Source organism: Micrococcus sp. EWR3.9.1 (assembly GCF_052615555.1).
Genome location: NZ_JBQXFD010000001.1, coordinates 68,911 through 83,042, shown reverse-complemented (window position 1 = coordinate 83,042; position 14,132 = coordinate 68,911). Strand labels below are relative to the sequence as shown.

Genomic DNA, 14,132 nt, shown 5'->3' with positions numbered 1-14,132 from the left:
GCCCCTTGCTAGGGTTGACGCCGCCGCACCCGGCCGGGTGCACTCCACCGGGACACCGAGGAACGGTTCTGATGCCAGCTGGGAAGTCCATCCGTCAGGTCGCGCGCGCGGGCGCTCGCCTGCTGCCGCCCGAACAGCGCCGTCGGGTGCGCCGCACCGGCGGCGCGCTGCTGCGCAGGCTGCCGCCGCCGGTGGCCGAGGAGGTCCGCGGCGTGTTCGGCATCCGCTGGGGCGCCCCTCCGGCGCACGCCCGGCCGGCCGACGCCCTGGGCCTGGCGGGCGGGCCGGCCCGCACCGGCAGCTCCTCCCTCACCGGCCGCGGTGCGGCCGCCGTCGGCGCCGATCCGGAGGCCGCGGCCCGTCTCGAGCGGGCCCTGGGCCTGGCCGACACGTCCCGCACCGAGCGGGGCGGGCGGGCCGTCGGCGTCGTCGCCGCCCCGGACGTGCGCGCGGCCCTCGCGGCCGCCGGGCACCGCGTCGTGCCGCTCGTGCCGGGCACCGCGGGCGCGGTGGCCGAACGCGTGGAGGCCGTCGTCGTGGACGTGGACGGCGTGGACGGGCCGTGGGCCGGGGCCCTCGACGCCGCCGGCGCGGCCCTCTACCTCGAGCTGCGGGGTGCCGTGAGCGCGGCCGCCGCGCGCGGGGTCACCGTCTGGGTGCTCTCCCGGGGCCGTCACCGGCATCGGCTCGGGGCCCTCGCCCTGCTGCACGCCGGGGACGTCATCGTGGTCGAGGCCGGCGCGGACCGGACGCCGTTGCACTTCACCGAGGACCCGGGCGACGCGCCCCAGGGGATCGCCGACGTCCTCGCCGCCTGCCCGGAGGAGAGCGCATGAACACGCACCACCCCGACCGCCTGACCGACGCCGCCGGCGTGCGCGTCCTGCTCTACGGCGACGTCGACCTGAACGTCATCGACGGCTCCGCCACGTGGCTGCCCTCCCTGGCGGAGACGCTCGCCCGCACGGGTGCGAGCGTGGACGTCCAGCTCAAGGCCGTCGAACGCCGGGACCTGCTCACCGCTCCGCTGCGCGCCCTGACGGGGGTGCGCGTGCTCCCCGCCGAGCCGGCGGCCGGGCAGGGGGGGATGACCCCCTCCCGTGCCGCGGATGTGCTGGCCCGCCGGGACGACGAGTCCCGGTACGACGTGGTGCTCGTGCGCGGCATCCACGCCTGCCTCGAGCTCGCCGACCGCGGTGCCTTCCCGGGGCGGCTGTGGTCCTACGTGACCGAGTACGGCTACGTGGAGGACGGCTTCCCGGCCGGGCGCGTCGAGGAGCTCGGCCGCATTGCCGCGGCGAGCCGTCTGATGCTGGCCCAGACGCCCCAGGCCCGCGCCGTGCTCGAGGCGATGGTCCCGGCCGCCGCCGGGCGCACCGAGCTGCTCTCGCCGATGGTGCCGGACGCGCTCGCTCCGGCCGAACGGGCCGAGGTGCCCGCCGACGGCCCGGTGCGTCTCGTGTACACGGGCAAGTTCGCCCACGACTGGCGCACCGACCTCATGCCGGACGTGCTGACCGCCCTCCATGAGGCCGGTGTCCCGGCCACGCTCACGATGGTGGGGGACAAGGTCCACCCCGAGCGGGACCGGCCCGGCTGGGCGGCGGCGATGCGCTCCCGCCTCGAGGCGGACCGGCCCGACTTCGAGTGGACCGGAGCGCTCTCCCGCGAGGAGTCCATGGCCCGCACCGCGGCCGCGGACGTCTCTCTGGGCTGGCGCGCCCCCGCCCTGGACCTCTCGCTCGAGATCTCCACGAAGGTGCTGGAGAGCTGCGCGGTCGGAGTGCCGCCGCTCCTGAACCGGACCGTGGCGCATGAGGAGCTGCTGGGGGCCGACTACCCCCTGTTCGTGGACGGGGTGAGGGACTCGGCCCGCGATGTGGCCGCCCGCATCGCGGCCGTCCGCCACGACCTGCCGGCCCTCTCGCGGCGCGTCGTCGAGGCCGCCGCCCCCTACCGCGTGGCCGCGCGCGCACGTGCCCTGACGGGCGTCATGGACCGGCTCGGCCTGCTCGACCGACGGCCCGCCCGCGGCGGGTCACGCACCCGCGTGGTCCTGGCCGGCCACGACCTGAAGTTCGCGGGGGAGCTCGTCGACCTGCTGCGGGACGACCCGGGCGTCGAGCTGCGCATCGACCACTGGCAGGGCCTGCACCGCCACGACGAGGCCGCCTCACGCCGCCTCGTCGAGTGGGCCGACGTCGTGGTGTGCGAGTGGGCGGGCCCCAACGCCGTCTGGTACGCCCGCCACAAGCGCCCCGGCCAGCGGCTCGTGGTCCGCCTGCACATGTTCGAGCTGCGCGGCGGCTGGCTCTCCGCGCTCGAGACCGACGCCGTGGACCGCCTCGTGACCGTCTCCGATCTCTACCGGGACCTGGTGCGCGAGCACCTGCCCATCGAGCCCACGCGGGTCACGGTGATCCCCAACGCCGTGTCCGTGGCGGACCTGGACCGTCCCGGCCTGCCGGGTCGCCGGTTCCGGCTCGGCCTCGTCGGCGTGGTGCCGTTGCGCAAGCGCCTGGACCGGGCCGTCGACCTGCTGGAGATCCTGCGCGCCCATGACGAGCGGTTCACCCTGCACGTGCGCGGCCGCATGCCGTGGGAGTACCCGCACGAGTGGCGCAAGCCCCTCCAGCGCGAGGGCTACCTCGACCTGTTCGCCCGCCTCGGCGCCGGTCCGCTGCGCGGGGCCGTCGCCTTCGAGCCCTTCGGGGCGGACATGGGCTCGTGGCTGACGAAGATCGGCTGGGTGCTCTCGCCGTCCACCACCGAGAGCTTCCACCTCGCGCCCGCCGAGGGCATGGTCTCGGGCGCGGTCCCGCTCGTCTGGGACCGGCCCGGCGCGAGGGGCGTGTTCGGCGACGAGTTCGTGCTCGACGACACCGACGCCGCGGCGCGGCGGGTGCTCGAGGCGGTCGCCGACGACGCGCGGTGGGACGAGCTCTCGACCCTGGCCCGGGAACGGGTGCGCGCGTACGACGAGCGCGTCGTGGCCGGTCTGTGGCGCGAGGCGCTGGGGCTGGACTGAAGCAGGCCGGGCGACGGCGGTAGGGTGGGACGCGTCCGCCCCCGCCCGCCGGTGCCTGGGGCCGCCGCCGTGAACCATTCCCCATTGAGGAGACCCCGTGAAGAAGATCGAGACCGTCGCCGTCATCGGCCTGGGCTACATCGGCCTGCCCACCGCCGCCATCCTCGCCGAGAACGGCGTGAAGGTGCTCGGCGTGGACGTCTCGGACCGCACGGTGGAGGCCGTGAACGCGGGCACGGTGCCCTTCGTGGAGCCGGACCTGGCCGGGTTCGTCACGCGCGGCGTCGAGAAGGGCCTGCTCAGCGCCTCGACGACGACGCCGGCCGCGGACGCCTACATCGTCGCCGTGCCGACCCCGTTCAAGGACGGACACTCCCCGGACCTGGGCTACATCGAGGCCGCCGCCCGCGGCCTGGCCCCGCAGCTGACCGGCGACGAGCTCGTCATCCTCGAGTCCACCTCGCCCCCCGGCGCCACCGAGCACATGGCCGAGGTGATCTTCGCCGAGCGTCCTGAGCTGCGCGAGTCCGAGCTGGACTTCGCCCACTGCCCCGAGCGGGTGCTCCCGGGCCGCGTCATGGTCGAGCTCGTGACCAACGACCGGATCGTCGGCGGCTCGACCCGACGCGCGGCCGAGCGGGCCCGCGACCTCTACCGTACGTTCTGCGAGGGCGAGATCCTGCTGACGGACACCCGCACCGCGGAGATGGCCAAGCTCGTGGAGAACTCCTTCCGCGACGTCAACATCGCCTTCGCCAACGAGCTGTCCGTGATCTGCGCCGAGCAGGGCATCGACGTGTGGGAGCTCATCGAGCTCGCCAACCACCATCCCCGCGTGAACATCCTGCAGCCGGGCCCCGGCGTGGGCGGCCACTGCATCGCCGTGGACCCGTGGTTCATCGTGGACGCCGCCCCGCAGACCGCCCGGCTGATCCGCGCGGCCCGGGAGATCAACGACGGCAAGCCCCAGTGGGTCATCGACCAGGTCAAGGCCGCTGCCTTCGACGTCCAGCAGGCCACCGGCCGCGCGCCCGTCGTCGCCGCCCTGGGCCTGGCCTTCAAGCCGAACATCGACGACCTGCGTGAATCCCCGGCCCTGAACATCGCGGCCGAGCTGGCGGGCCAGTTCTCCGGGTCCGACGTGCTCGTGGTCGAGCCGCACGTCACGGAGCTGCCGGCCGCGCTGCAGGGCAAGGACAACGTCCGCCTGGTCGCGGCCGACGAGGCCCTGGACGCCGCCGACATCGTGGTGCTGCTGGTGGACCACTCCGCCTTCGCCGACCTCGGCGACCGCGTGGCCGACAAGCGCGTGATCGACACGCGCGGCCAGTGGCGCACCGGCCCGTCCCTCTGACAAGACGCGGCCCGCGCCCCGCCCCGCCCCGCCGACATGAGCCCGCACCGATGACCGCACGCGAGCGCCCCGCGTCGTCCCGCCGCCCGCTGCTGCGGTCCCTGGCCCTGACCGCCCAGACCGTCCGCGAGCACGTGACGGACGACCCGGTGCTGTTGGCCCTGCAGGTCTCCCGTCGACTTCCGCCCGCGGTGGCGGACGGGGCGGCCGGCGTCCTCACCCGCCTGGGCCGGAACGGCGTCGTGCCCGCGCTCGGCCACGAGATGCGGGGCGAGCGCGCGGCGGCCCTGGCCGCCCTCGGCGTGGACGAGGCCGGCCGGCCCGTCCGCGCGTCCCGTCCGGGGGCGGGGAGCGGCCGCGGGCTGGTCCACCGGGCCGACGCGGCCCTCGGCATGGGCCGGCCCGACGTCGCCGAGACGCTGCTCGGCAGCGTGCCGGAGGAGCATCGCGGCGCGGCGTGGACGGCCGCCGCCGCACGCCTGGCGGCGCACCGCGGCGACCTGGGCGGCGCGGCCGCGCTCGCCGCGCGGCATCCCCGCAACCGTCATCTCGCCCGCCGCATGGCGGGGGAGCGGGACGCGTTCCGCGGCGTCGCCCCGACCGTGCCGACCGAGCCCGGTTACCGCCCGGTCCCGGGGCGGGTGCTGCACGTGCTGACCAACTCCCTGCCCCACACCGGGTCGGGGTACGCCCAGCGCAGCCACGCGATCCTCACCTCCCTGCGGGACGAGGGCTTCGATGTCGCCGCCGTGACGCGGCCGGGCTACCCCGTGCAGATCGGCGTGCCCTGGGCGGCACAGCGGGATGTCGTGGACGGGATCGGCTATGCCCGGCTGCTGCCGGCCCGGCTCGCCCAGGGCCAGGCCGCCCGCATCCAGCAGCACGCCGAGCTGCTGGCCGCGTACGTGCGACGACACCGTCCCGCCCTGCTGCACACGACCACGCACTTCGTGAACGCGCTCGCGGTCGAGGCGGTGGCGCGGGCCTTCGGGATCCCGTGGGTGTACGAGGTCCGCGGGCAGCTCGCGGACACGTGGGCGGCGGTGCGCGGTCCCGAGGCCCTGGCCTCGGAACGGTACCGGCTCTTCCAGGAGCGGGAGACCGAGGCCGCCCGCCGCGCCGACGGGGTCGTGACGCTCGGGGCGGGCATGCGCGACCGCCTGGTCGCGGCCGGGGTGGCCGAGGACGCCGTCGTGCTCTGCCCCAACGCCGTGGGCCCGGCCTTCATCGCCGAGCCGGCGGACCGGGACGAGGCACGCGCCCGGCTGGGCTGGGACCTGCCGCCCGACGCCTTCGTGGTGGGCACCGTCTCGAGCCTCGTGGACTACGAGGGCCTGGACACCCTGTTGCGCGCCGCCGCACGGCTGGCCCCGCACCGTCCCCGGCTGCGCGTGCACATCGCCGGCGACGGCGTCGCCCGGCCCGGGCTGCAGGCCCTGGCCGCGGAGCTCGGCATCGCGGAGCTGTGCGCCTTCCCCGGCCGGGTCGACCGCGAGGACGCGCGCCTGCACCACGCCGCCCTGGACGTGTTCACGGTCCCGCGCCGGGACCTGCCCGTCACCCGCGCGGTGACGCCGATGAAGACCGTCGAGGCCTCGGCCACCGGTCGACCCGTCGTCGCCTCGGACCTGCCGGCCCTGGCCGAGCTCGTCGAGGACGAGCGGACCGGCCTGCTCGTCCCCGCGGAGGATCCCGCCGCGCTGGCCGCTGCCCTCGACCGGCTCGCGGAGAACCCAGCCGAGCGGGTGCGCCTCGGCGCGGCCGGCCGAGAATGGGCCCTGCAGACGCGCACCTGGGAGGCCAACGCGCGCCGCTATCGGGCGCTGTACGACCGGCTCGGCGTCTACCCGCGCTGATACAGTGACGCTGGCGCCGGGCCCCCGCACTCCCGTGTTCCGGGGGCCTCCTCGACGCCCGCCCGACGCTCGCCGCGTGGGGCCCGTGCACGGAAGGAAGACTGGACCCGCATGAAGATCGCCGTCGTCGCCCTGGGCAAGATCGGCCTGCCGCTGGCCGTGCAGTTCGCGAGCAAGGGACACGAGGTGGTCGGCGTGGACGTCAACGCCACCGTCGTGGACCTCGTCAACGCGGGGACCGAGCCCTTCCCGGGCGAGGCCCACCTGCAGGAGAAGCTCTCCTCCACGGTGGCCGACGGCCGCCTGCGCGCCACCACCGACTACGGCGACGCCGTCCCGGGGGCCGACGCCGTCGTGCTCGTCGTGCCGCTCTTCGTGGACGACGAGGCCCGCCCCGACTTCGGCTGGATGGACGGCGCCACCACCGAGCTGGCGAAGCACCTGACCCCGGGCACCCTCGTCTCCTACGAGACCACGCTGCCCGTGGGCACCACCCGCACCCGGTGGAAGCCGATGCTGGAGGAGGGCTCGGGCCTGACCGAGGGGGAGGACTTCCACCTCGTGTTCTCGCCGGAGCGCGTGCTCACCGGCCGCGTGTTCGAGGACCTGCGCCGCTACCCCAAGCTGATCGGCGGCCTGACCCCGGCCGGCGCCGAGCGCGCCCGCGAGTTCTACGAGGCCGTGCTGGACTTCGACGAGCGTCCTGACCTGTCCCGTCCCAACGGCGTGTGGGACCTCGGCTCCGCGGAGGCCTCCGAGATGGCCAAGCTCGCGGAGACCACCTACCGCGACGTCAACATCGGCCTGGCGAACGAGTTCGCCCGCTACGCCGGCGCGAACGGCATCGACATCTACCGGGTGATCGAGGCCTCCAACTCGCAGCCGTACAGCCACATCCACCGCCCTGGCATCGCCGTGGGCGGCCACTGCATCCCGGTCTACCCGCGCCTGTACCTGTGGAACGACCCGGCCGCGGACATCGTCCGCACCGCGCGCGCCGTGAACGCCTCGATGCCGGACTTCGCCGTGGACCTGCTCGCCCAGGCGCACGGCGACCTCGCCGGTCAGCGCGTCGTCGTGCTGGGTGCCGCCTACCGCGGCGGCGTGAAGGAGACCGCGTTCTCCGGTGTGTTCGCCACCGTGGGCGCCCTGCGCACCCGCGGCGCCGAGGTCACCGTGGACGACCCGATGTACACGGACGAGGAGCTCACCGCGCTGGGCTTCACCCCGCACTCCGCCGGCGCCGAGGTCGACGCCGCGATCCTGCAGACGGACCACGCCGAGTACCGCGCCCTCACCCCGGCCGACCTGCCGGGCGTGCGCACCTTCGTGGACGGCCGCAACGTCACCGACGCCGACGCCTGGGCGGGCGTGACCCGTCGGGTCATCGGCCTGCCGCAGGACGCCGAGGCCGCCCGATGAGCGGGAACGTCTTCACCGCCGCCTCGGCCGACGTGGCCGAGGACGCCGTCCTCGGCGCCGGCACCAAGGTCTGGCACCTCGCGCAGGTCCGTGAGCAGGCCCGCCTCGGCGAGCGCTGCATCGTCGGCCGCGCGGCCTACATCGGCACCGGGGTGGAGCTCGGCGACGACTGCAAGGTCCAGAACCTCGCCCTCGTCTACGAGCCGGCCCGTCTGGGCCGCGGCGTGTTCATCGGACCCGGCGTCGTCCTGACCAACGACACCTACCCCCGCGCGGTCAACCCGGACCTGTCCCAGAAGTCCGGGGACGACTGGGACGCCGTGGGCGTGGACATCGGCGACGGCGCCGCGATCGGCGCGCGGTCGGTGTGCGTCGCGCCGGTGCGCATCGGCGCGTGGGCCCTGGTGGCGGCCGGCTCGGTGGTCACCCGTGACGTGCCGGACTTCGGCCTCGTGGCCGGGGTGCCCGCGAAGCGCATCGGCTGGGTCGGCCGGACAGGCCGCCGGCTGGAGGAGAAGGACGGCGTCTGGGTGTGCCCGGACACCGGGGAGACGTTCATCGAGCGGGACGGGGCGCTGCGCCCGGCCGGACCCGCGCAGGAGGAGGAGAACCATGGCTGAGTTCATCCCGGCAGCGAAGCCGCTCATCGGTGACGAGGAGCGCGAGGCGGTGGACCGCGTCCTGCGCTCCGGCATGGTGGCGCAGGGCCCCGAGGTCGCGGCCTTCGAGGAGGAGTTCGGTGCCGCGATGGTGGACGGCCGGGCCTGCGTGGCCGTCAACTCCGGCACCTCCGGCCTGCACCTGGGCCTGCTGGCCGCGGGCATCGGCCCCGGCGACGAGGTCATCGTGCCCGCCTTCACCTTCGCGGCGACCGGCAACGCCGTCGCCCTCACGGGCGCGACCCCGGTCTTCGCGGACGTGGACCTGCAGACGTACACCCTCGACCCCCAGGACGTGCGCGCCAAGGTGACGGATCGGACCGCCGCCGTCATGCCGGTGCACCTGTACGGCCACCCGGCCCGCATGGACGAGCTCGAGGCGATCTGCCGCGAGCACGGCCTCCAGCTGTTCGAGGACGCGGCGCAGGCGCACGGCGCCCGCTGGAAGGGGCGCCCCGTGGGCACCTTCGGGGCGTGGGGCATGTTCAGCCTCTACCCGACCAAGAACATGACCTCGGGTGAGGGCGGCATGGTCTCCGTGGGGGAGGCGGATGTCGCCCGTCGCCTGCGTCTGCTGCGCAACCAGGGCATGGAGGTCCAGTACCGCAATGAGCTCGTGGGCTTCAACAACCGCATGACGGACATCCACGCGGCCATCGGCCGGGTGCAGCTGACCAAGGTCGGCGCATGGACCCGGCGCCGGCAGGAGATCGCCGCCCGCTTCGACGCCGAGCTGTGCGGGGTCACCGTGCCGACGGTGCTCGAGGGCGCCGAGCACGTGTACCACCAGTACACGGTCCGCCTGCCCGAGGAGCTGGCCGGGAAGCGGGCGGACGTGCTCGCCCGCCTGAAGGACGAGTTCGGGGTCGGCACGGGGGTCTACTACCCGGTGCCCACCAATGAGCTGCCCTCCTTCGGCGTCGAGGCGGACCTGCCGAACACCCGCGTGGCCGCGTCCACCGTGTTCTCCATCCCTGTCCACCCGTCCCTGACGGACGCGGACGTCACGCGCGTGGTCGAGGCCGTCAACACCGTGGTGGCGGAGGCCGCCGCATGAGCGTGCTGCGCACCGGACTGATCGGCCTGGGCATGATGGGACGCCACCACGCCCGCGTGATGCGCTCCATCGAGGGCACCGAGCTGGTCGCCGTCGCCGACGCGATGGGTGATCCGCACGGCGTGGCGGGGGACCTGCCCCTCTACGACTCGGTCCAGGGGCTCATCGAGCACGGCGTGGACGCCGTCATGTGCGCGGTCCCGACCGGCCTGCACGAGGAGGTCGGCATGGCCCTGGCCGAGGCCGGCGTGCACGTGATGGTCGAGAAGCCCATCGCGCACAGCACCGAGGCGGGCACCCGCCTGGTCCGCGCCTTCGACGAGGCCGGCCTCGTCGGCGCCGTGGGCCACATCGAGCGCTTCAACCCCGCCCTCCAGGAGATGCGCCGCCGGATCCGGGCCGGCGAGCTGGGCCGGGTCCTGCAGATCACGACCGTGCGCCAGGGCGGCTTCCCCGCCCGCATCGCCGACGTCGGGGTCGTCAAGGACCTCGGCACGCACGACATCGACCTGACCGCGTGGCTGGCGGACAGCCCGTTCACGCGCGTGGCCGCGGAGACCATGACCAACTCCGGCCGTGAGCACGAGGACATGGTGGTCGCCAGCGGCCGCCTCGAGTGCGGGGTCATCACGAGCCACGTGGTGAACTGGCTCTCGCCGGTGAAGATCCGCCAGACGGTCGTCACCGGTGAGCTCGGCGCGTTCGTGGCGGACACCGTGCACGCGGACCTGACCTTCCAGGCCAACGGATCGGTCCGCACCCGCTGGGACGCGGTGTCCGCGTTCCGTGGCGTCTCCGAGGGGGACGTCACCCGGCTGGCGATCGAGAAGCCCGAGCCGCTGCACACCGAGCACGAGGCGTTCCGCGACGCGATCCTCGGCGTCCGGCAGGAGCACGTGTCCATGGCGGAGGGGCTCGACACGCTGCGCGTGGCCGAGGCGATGATCGCGTCGGCCCGCACGGGCGAGAGGGTGGCCCTGTGATGCCCCCGAGCGGAAGCCGGTGGTGGCGCCAGGCACGTGGACACGCCGTCCGCTCTCTCATCCGGCGTGCCGAAGGACTGCCGGGGCCTGGCCGTCGGTTGCTCCGTGACGGGTTCACGGCGCTGCCCGAGTGGACGCCGGGGAAGGACAGCATGCGTCGGATAGCTGGGCAGACTCGGTCCCGCCGACGTGATGGCGACGAGTCGCCGCCTCAGAAGGCGACACCGCGTCGTCGACCTCCGGGAGGCTACGGTGGATACCTGCATTGGTCAGACGCGGGATCGACATACTCCGAACGTGAGATCGCCACCTTCCTTCAGCTGGAGCTCGCCCACCTCAAGCAGGCTCTCTACGCCGAGCCGCTCCCGCCCCTTGAACCGACGGGGTATGAGGAAGAGGACGCGAGCAACACCGAAGACCGCATCGCCGAGTACTTGGATCTCGTCGAGGATTCCTCAGTGGCCGAAGGTGATGTGAGCCACCTCGTCATTCTGAATCAATACCCGAAGGTGGGGGCGGAGTATGGGAACGGATTCGTTCACCGCCGGGTCAAGTACTACATCGAGGCCGGTGTCCGAGTGCATGTGGCAGTGGTCAACGCGTCGGAGGAACCCAGCTCGTATGTGTATGACGGCGTGCCGGTTCTCGTGGGCAGGGGCGCCGAGGCCCGTCGTCTCCTCGAGACAACCGCGTACACATCGGTCTCGACACACTTTCTTCAGCCGTATATCTGGCGTCAAGTGCGTGAGGCGATGCGAGGGCACAGACTCTTCTCCTTCATGCATGGCTTCGAATCACGTAGATGGATCCGCACAATTCGGAACTACCGGTCACCTGAGCCGTTGGTGAATGGCATCAAGGACAGCCTCACTCGACAGCGATTCTGGCGCGAGGTTCTGAATGACCCGGCGGGACCCGAGAAGTTCGTGTTCGTCTCCCGCTGGTGGCGTCGGGGAGCCCAGGATGACCTGGAAATGGTATTCCCAGAGCAGCGAGTCGCGGTGGTGCACAATGTCATCGACACCGAGCTCTTCCGCTTCCATGAGAAAGACCCCGCACAGCGATTCCGGTTGCTGTGGGTCCGGTCTGCTGCGAACCTGAACTACGCCTCGGATCTCGCCGTCGCAGCATTGGTGCGCTTGAGGGAGACCGAATGGTGGCCGCAGCTGGACATCCGGATCATCGGCGACGGGAAGTACTTCGGTGCATTCGAGGAGACCTTCGCCGACGATGAGAACGTGGTTGTTGAGCGACGCTTTGCCTCTCAAGCAGAGATTGCTCGACTTCACCGGGAATACGGCATGTTCCTCGTGCCCACACGATGGGACTCGCAGGGCGTGTCCCGAGATGAAGCGATGTCGTCTGGCCTGGTCGCCGTGACCAACGCGGCGTGTGCTGTCCCCGAATTCGTCGACTCCAGTTGCGCCGTTGTAGCTCGTCCGGAGGACGTTGAAGGCCTGGTGGCCGGGATGATCCGAGTGTTCGAGTCGCCCGAACTCTTCCTCCGCCTGGCACGTGCGGGCGCACAGAGGGTCGCAGCCTCCACGTCACCCACGCACACCGTGATGCGTGAAATGGCGCTGATGGGACTCCTGCCCGAGTCCGGGGGGAGCGAGGCTTCGTCATGAGGTATCTGATGATCACGGCCGGTTTCGGGGTTGCCGAAGCGCGGCTCGTCGATGACGCGAGGCGGAACGGGTCCACCATGGACGTCATCGACGTTCAAGGGCCCTCCTGGCTCCGATTCACCGGCTCCGGGAGGCCCGTGCCCCTGTTCCGCTGGATCGCCCAGTGGCCCCTGCGGGACTCCAGCAACCAGGTCGCGCGGGTGATGCGTCAGGTCCTTGAGCGCGGTGCATATGACCTGATCCTCGCGTCCGGCCTGCGGGCGTGCGGGTTTGCAGGACGATACCTCGAAGCCGAGTTCGTCCCCCTGCTCTGGCGGGGCGACCTGGACTTCTCGGCGGTCCGCCGGCACTCGGAAGAGGATTTCGCAGCCGTCACGAGGGCCGTGGACCGTCTGTTCCTCGAGGACGAATGGGAGTTCGACAAGGCCCTGTCGAAGGGGTCGTGGAGCGCCCACCTCCGCCATCCACGTCGAGCCCTGCCGCCCGAGTTGTTGCCTCCGCTGGCCGAGGAATTCGAGACGCCGAGCGTCGTCGTCCTCCATCCCGAACACGTCGACGCCGATCGCCTCGCGGCGCAGATGGAGGCGCTCCAGACCGCGGTGGACACGGTGCCGGGCGCCTCGCTCCGCAGCCTCTCGGCCTCCGCCCTCTACCGCACCCGCGACCTCGTCGCAGGACGCGCGTTCGACGCGGTCGCGGCGACCCGGCTCGGCGGCGCCACGCACGTGGTCCTCGTGGGCTCGTCGCGCGACCACACGGCCGTCGGCGAACTCCTGGTCGGCACCGGCTTCGCGGAACGGCTGGTGGTGGAGGACACCATCGGCTCGGGCGCGTGGGCCGCGGGCCATCCGGGCGTGCGGACGGGGCGGGGGCTGCGCCTCGTCACGGAGCTCGCCGCGGCCCTGCGCGGGGGGCCCGAGCCTCACTCCGCCGTCGACACCGTCGACGCCGGCACCACCGACCTGCTCGCCGCCTACCGCGCGGCGATGACCGGTCGCGTGGACAGGACGTTCGAGGATCTCGCGGTGCTGCGGCACGACGGCCCGTTGGACGTGTTCTTCTCCACCTCGCCGCTGGAGGACCGCACCGACGGGGCCCGTCCCCAGCGGGTGCGCAACATGAACGACGCCCTCTCCGAGCCTGCCGCGGCGCTGCGGCTCTCCTCCGTCCCGGGCGTCTTCGACCGGCGGCTCCGGGTCCTGGACGAGGCGCTCGCCGCCGGCCGTCCCCTCGGACTCCTCTACGGCGAGAACTCGACGTCGCCGATCCCGGTCGGCCGGGTGACCGCCGCCCTCGCGGACGTCATGGCCCGCTTCTCGGCCGGCGGCGGCACGAGCGTCTGGTTCGTGCGTGACCTGCACTGGCTGGACGAGATCGACGGGTACCTCGAGGACGCCGACGCGCGGCGCGACGTCCAGGAGCGTGGGCTCGCCGAGTTCGACGCGATGGCGGCGGCCGCGGACCGGCTGGCGGCTCCGTCCGCGGAGTCCGGGGCGGGCTTCGACGCCCTGCTGGCCCGTCACGGCCGCGGGCCCGTGGACTGGCTGCCGCTGCCGCCTGCCGTGTCTCCGGCGAACACCGTCCCCGCCGACGCCCCGGCGATCGGCGAGGAGGACGTCACCCTGCTGTACGCCGGAGGCGTGGGCGGGATCTACGGCCTGGGCCAGTACCTCACCGCCGTCGGGACGCTCGACCCGCAGGTGCGACTCGACTTCGTGGTCCGCACGGGGGAGCGTTCCGTGCTGGAGGACATGCTGGCCGAGCACGGCCTGGCGGACCGGCCCGGGCTGCGGATCACCACGGTCCCCCTCGAGTGGTACGTCCCCGCGACGAGGACCGTGGTGGGCGTGGTGCTGCTGGGCGGCGAGTACGCCCGCTTCAGCTTCCCCTACAAGACCATGTCCCTGATCGAGCGCGGCTACCCCGTGCTCTGCTTCGCGGACATGGGGATCGCGGACTTCCTCGAGCGCAACCGCGTGGGGCTCGGCGTCGCGCGCTCCTCGGAGGCGATCCGCGCCGGCATCGTCGCGCTCGTGCGGGACGGGGCGCCCGGCATGGCCGAGGCCCAGCGCTCGCAGTCCTGGGCCGTCCGGGTGGCCACCGCCCGCGCATCGGCCGAGGACTGAGTCCCGGCCTCACGGGGGA

At 73.2% G+C, this 14,132-nt stretch carries 10 protein-coding genes; all 10 read left to right on the top strand.

The features are described from left to right. The first annotated feature begins 71 nt into the window (after window positions 1–71). The 10 genes from ACUJ8O_RS00400 (at window position 72) to ACUJ8O_RS00355 (ending at window position 14,113) form a co-directional block, all read left to right on the top strand. On the top strand, window positions 72–836 hold the full coding sequence (locus ACUJ8O_RS00400; RefSeq protein WP_129866817.1) for a hypothetical protein: 765 nt from the start codon (window positions 72–74) through the stop codon (window positions 834–836). Further along, entirely contained in the window at window positions 833–3,028 is a 2,196-nt protein-coding gene (locus ACUJ8O_RS00395; RefSeq protein ID WP_445373037.1) for a glycosyltransferase, read from the top strand. Before ACUJ8O_RS00400 ends, ACUJ8O_RS00395 begins: the two co-directional genes overlap by 4 nt. Before the next feature lie 97 nt (window positions 3,029–3,125). Further along, complete coding sequence (gene wecC / locus ACUJ8O_RS00390) at window positions 3,126–4,382, top strand: UDP-N-acetyl-D-mannosamine dehydrogenase (protein WP_144860353.1); 1,257 nt, start codon at window positions 3,126–3,128, stop codon at window positions 4,380–4,382. A 50-nt stretch (window positions 4,383–4,432) separates the two neighbouring features. Next, complete coding sequence (locus tag ACUJ8O_RS00385) at window positions 4,433–6,238, top strand: glycosyltransferase family 4 protein (protein ID WP_323662611.1); 1,806 nt, start codon at window positions 4,433–4,435, stop codon at window positions 6,236–6,238. A 111-nt stretch (window positions 6,239–6,349) separates the two neighbouring features. Then, the gene (locus ACUJ8O_RS00380) at window positions 6,350–7,660 is read left to right on the top strand and encodes a nucleotide sugar dehydrogenase (RefSeq protein ID WP_049158734.1); all 1,311 of its coding nucleotides are present in this window, start codon (window positions 6,350–6,352) and stop codon (window positions 7,658–7,660) included. Beyond that, on the top strand, window positions 7,657–8,280 hold the full coding sequence (locus ACUJ8O_RS00375; RefSeq protein WP_049158735.1) for an acyltransferase: 624 nt from the start codon (window positions 7,657–7,659) through the stop codon (window positions 8,278–8,280). The genes ACUJ8O_RS00380 and ACUJ8O_RS00375 overlap by 4 nt, the downstream gene beginning before the upstream one ends. Continuing rightward, window positions 8,273–9,376 (top strand): DegT/DnrJ/EryC1/StrS family aminotransferase, encoded by a 1,104-nt coding sequence (locus ACUJ8O_RS00370; RefSeq protein WP_144860357.1) that lies wholly within the window; start codon window positions 8,273–8,275, stop codon window positions 9,374–9,376. Before ACUJ8O_RS00375 ends, ACUJ8O_RS00370 begins: the two co-directional genes overlap by 8 nt. Continuing rightward, a complete protein-coding gene (locus ACUJ8O_RS00365; RefSeq protein ID WP_144860359.1) occupies window positions 9,373–10,359 on the top strand; it encodes a Gfo/Idh/MocA family protein in 987 nt (328 codons plus the stop codon). Before ACUJ8O_RS00370 ends, ACUJ8O_RS00365 begins: the two co-directional genes overlap by 4 nt. 152 nt (window positions 10,360–10,511) lie before the next feature. Then, the gene (locus ACUJ8O_RS00360) at window positions 10,512–11,987 is read left to right on the top strand and encodes a glycosyltransferase family 4 protein (protein ID WP_144824350.1); all 1,476 of its coding nucleotides are present in this window, start codon (window positions 10,512–10,514) and stop codon (window positions 11,985–11,987) included. A 77-nt stretch (window positions 11,988–12,064) separates the two neighbouring features. Then, window positions 12,065–14,113: a hypothetical protein gene (locus ACUJ8O_RS00355; protein ID WP_445373036.1), complete on the top strand. Its 2,049-nt coding sequence runs from the start codon at window positions 12,065–12,067 to the stop codon at window positions 14,111–14,113. Window positions 14,114–14,132 lie beyond the last annotated feature (19 nt).

Bases quoted from the DNA above. Each gene is read 5' to 3' on its own strand.
- ACUJ8O_RS00370 (WP_144860357.1), top strand. From the start codon at position 8,273: ATGGCTGAGTTCATCCCGGCAGCGAAGCCGCTCATCGGTGACGAGGAG.
- ACUJ8O_RS00360 (WP_144824350.1), top strand. From the start codon at position 10,512: ATGCGTCGGATAGCTGGGCAGACTCGGTCCCGCCGACGTGATGGCGAC.
- ACUJ8O_RS00375 (WP_049158735.1), top strand. From the start codon at position 7,657: ATGAGCGGGAACGTCTTCACCGCCGCCTCGGCCGACGTGGCCGAGGAC.
- ACUJ8O_RS00355 (WP_445373036.1), top strand. From the start codon at position 12,065: ATGGACGTCATCGACGTTCAAGGGCCCTCCTGGCTCCGATTCACCGGC.
- ACUJ8O_RS00380 (WP_049158734.1), top strand. From the start codon at position 6,350: ATGAAGATCGCCGTCGTCGCCCTGGGCAAGATCGGCCTGCCGCTGGCC.
- ACUJ8O_RS00385 (WP_323662611.1), top strand. From the start codon at position 4,433: ATGACCGCACGCGAGCGCCCCGCGTCGTCCCGCCGCCCGCTGCTGCGG.
- ACUJ8O_RS00395 (WP_445373037.1), top strand. From the start codon at position 833: ATGAACACGCACCACCCCGACCGCCTGACCGACGCCGCCGGCGTGCGC.
- ACUJ8O_RS00400 (WP_129866817.1), top strand. From the start codon at position 72: ATGCCAGCTGGGAAGTCCATCCGTCAGGTCGCGCGCGCGGGCGCTCGC.
- ACUJ8O_RS00365 (WP_144860359.1), top strand. From the start codon at position 9,373: ATGAGCGTGCTGCGCACCGGACTGATCGGCCTGGGCATGATGGGACGC.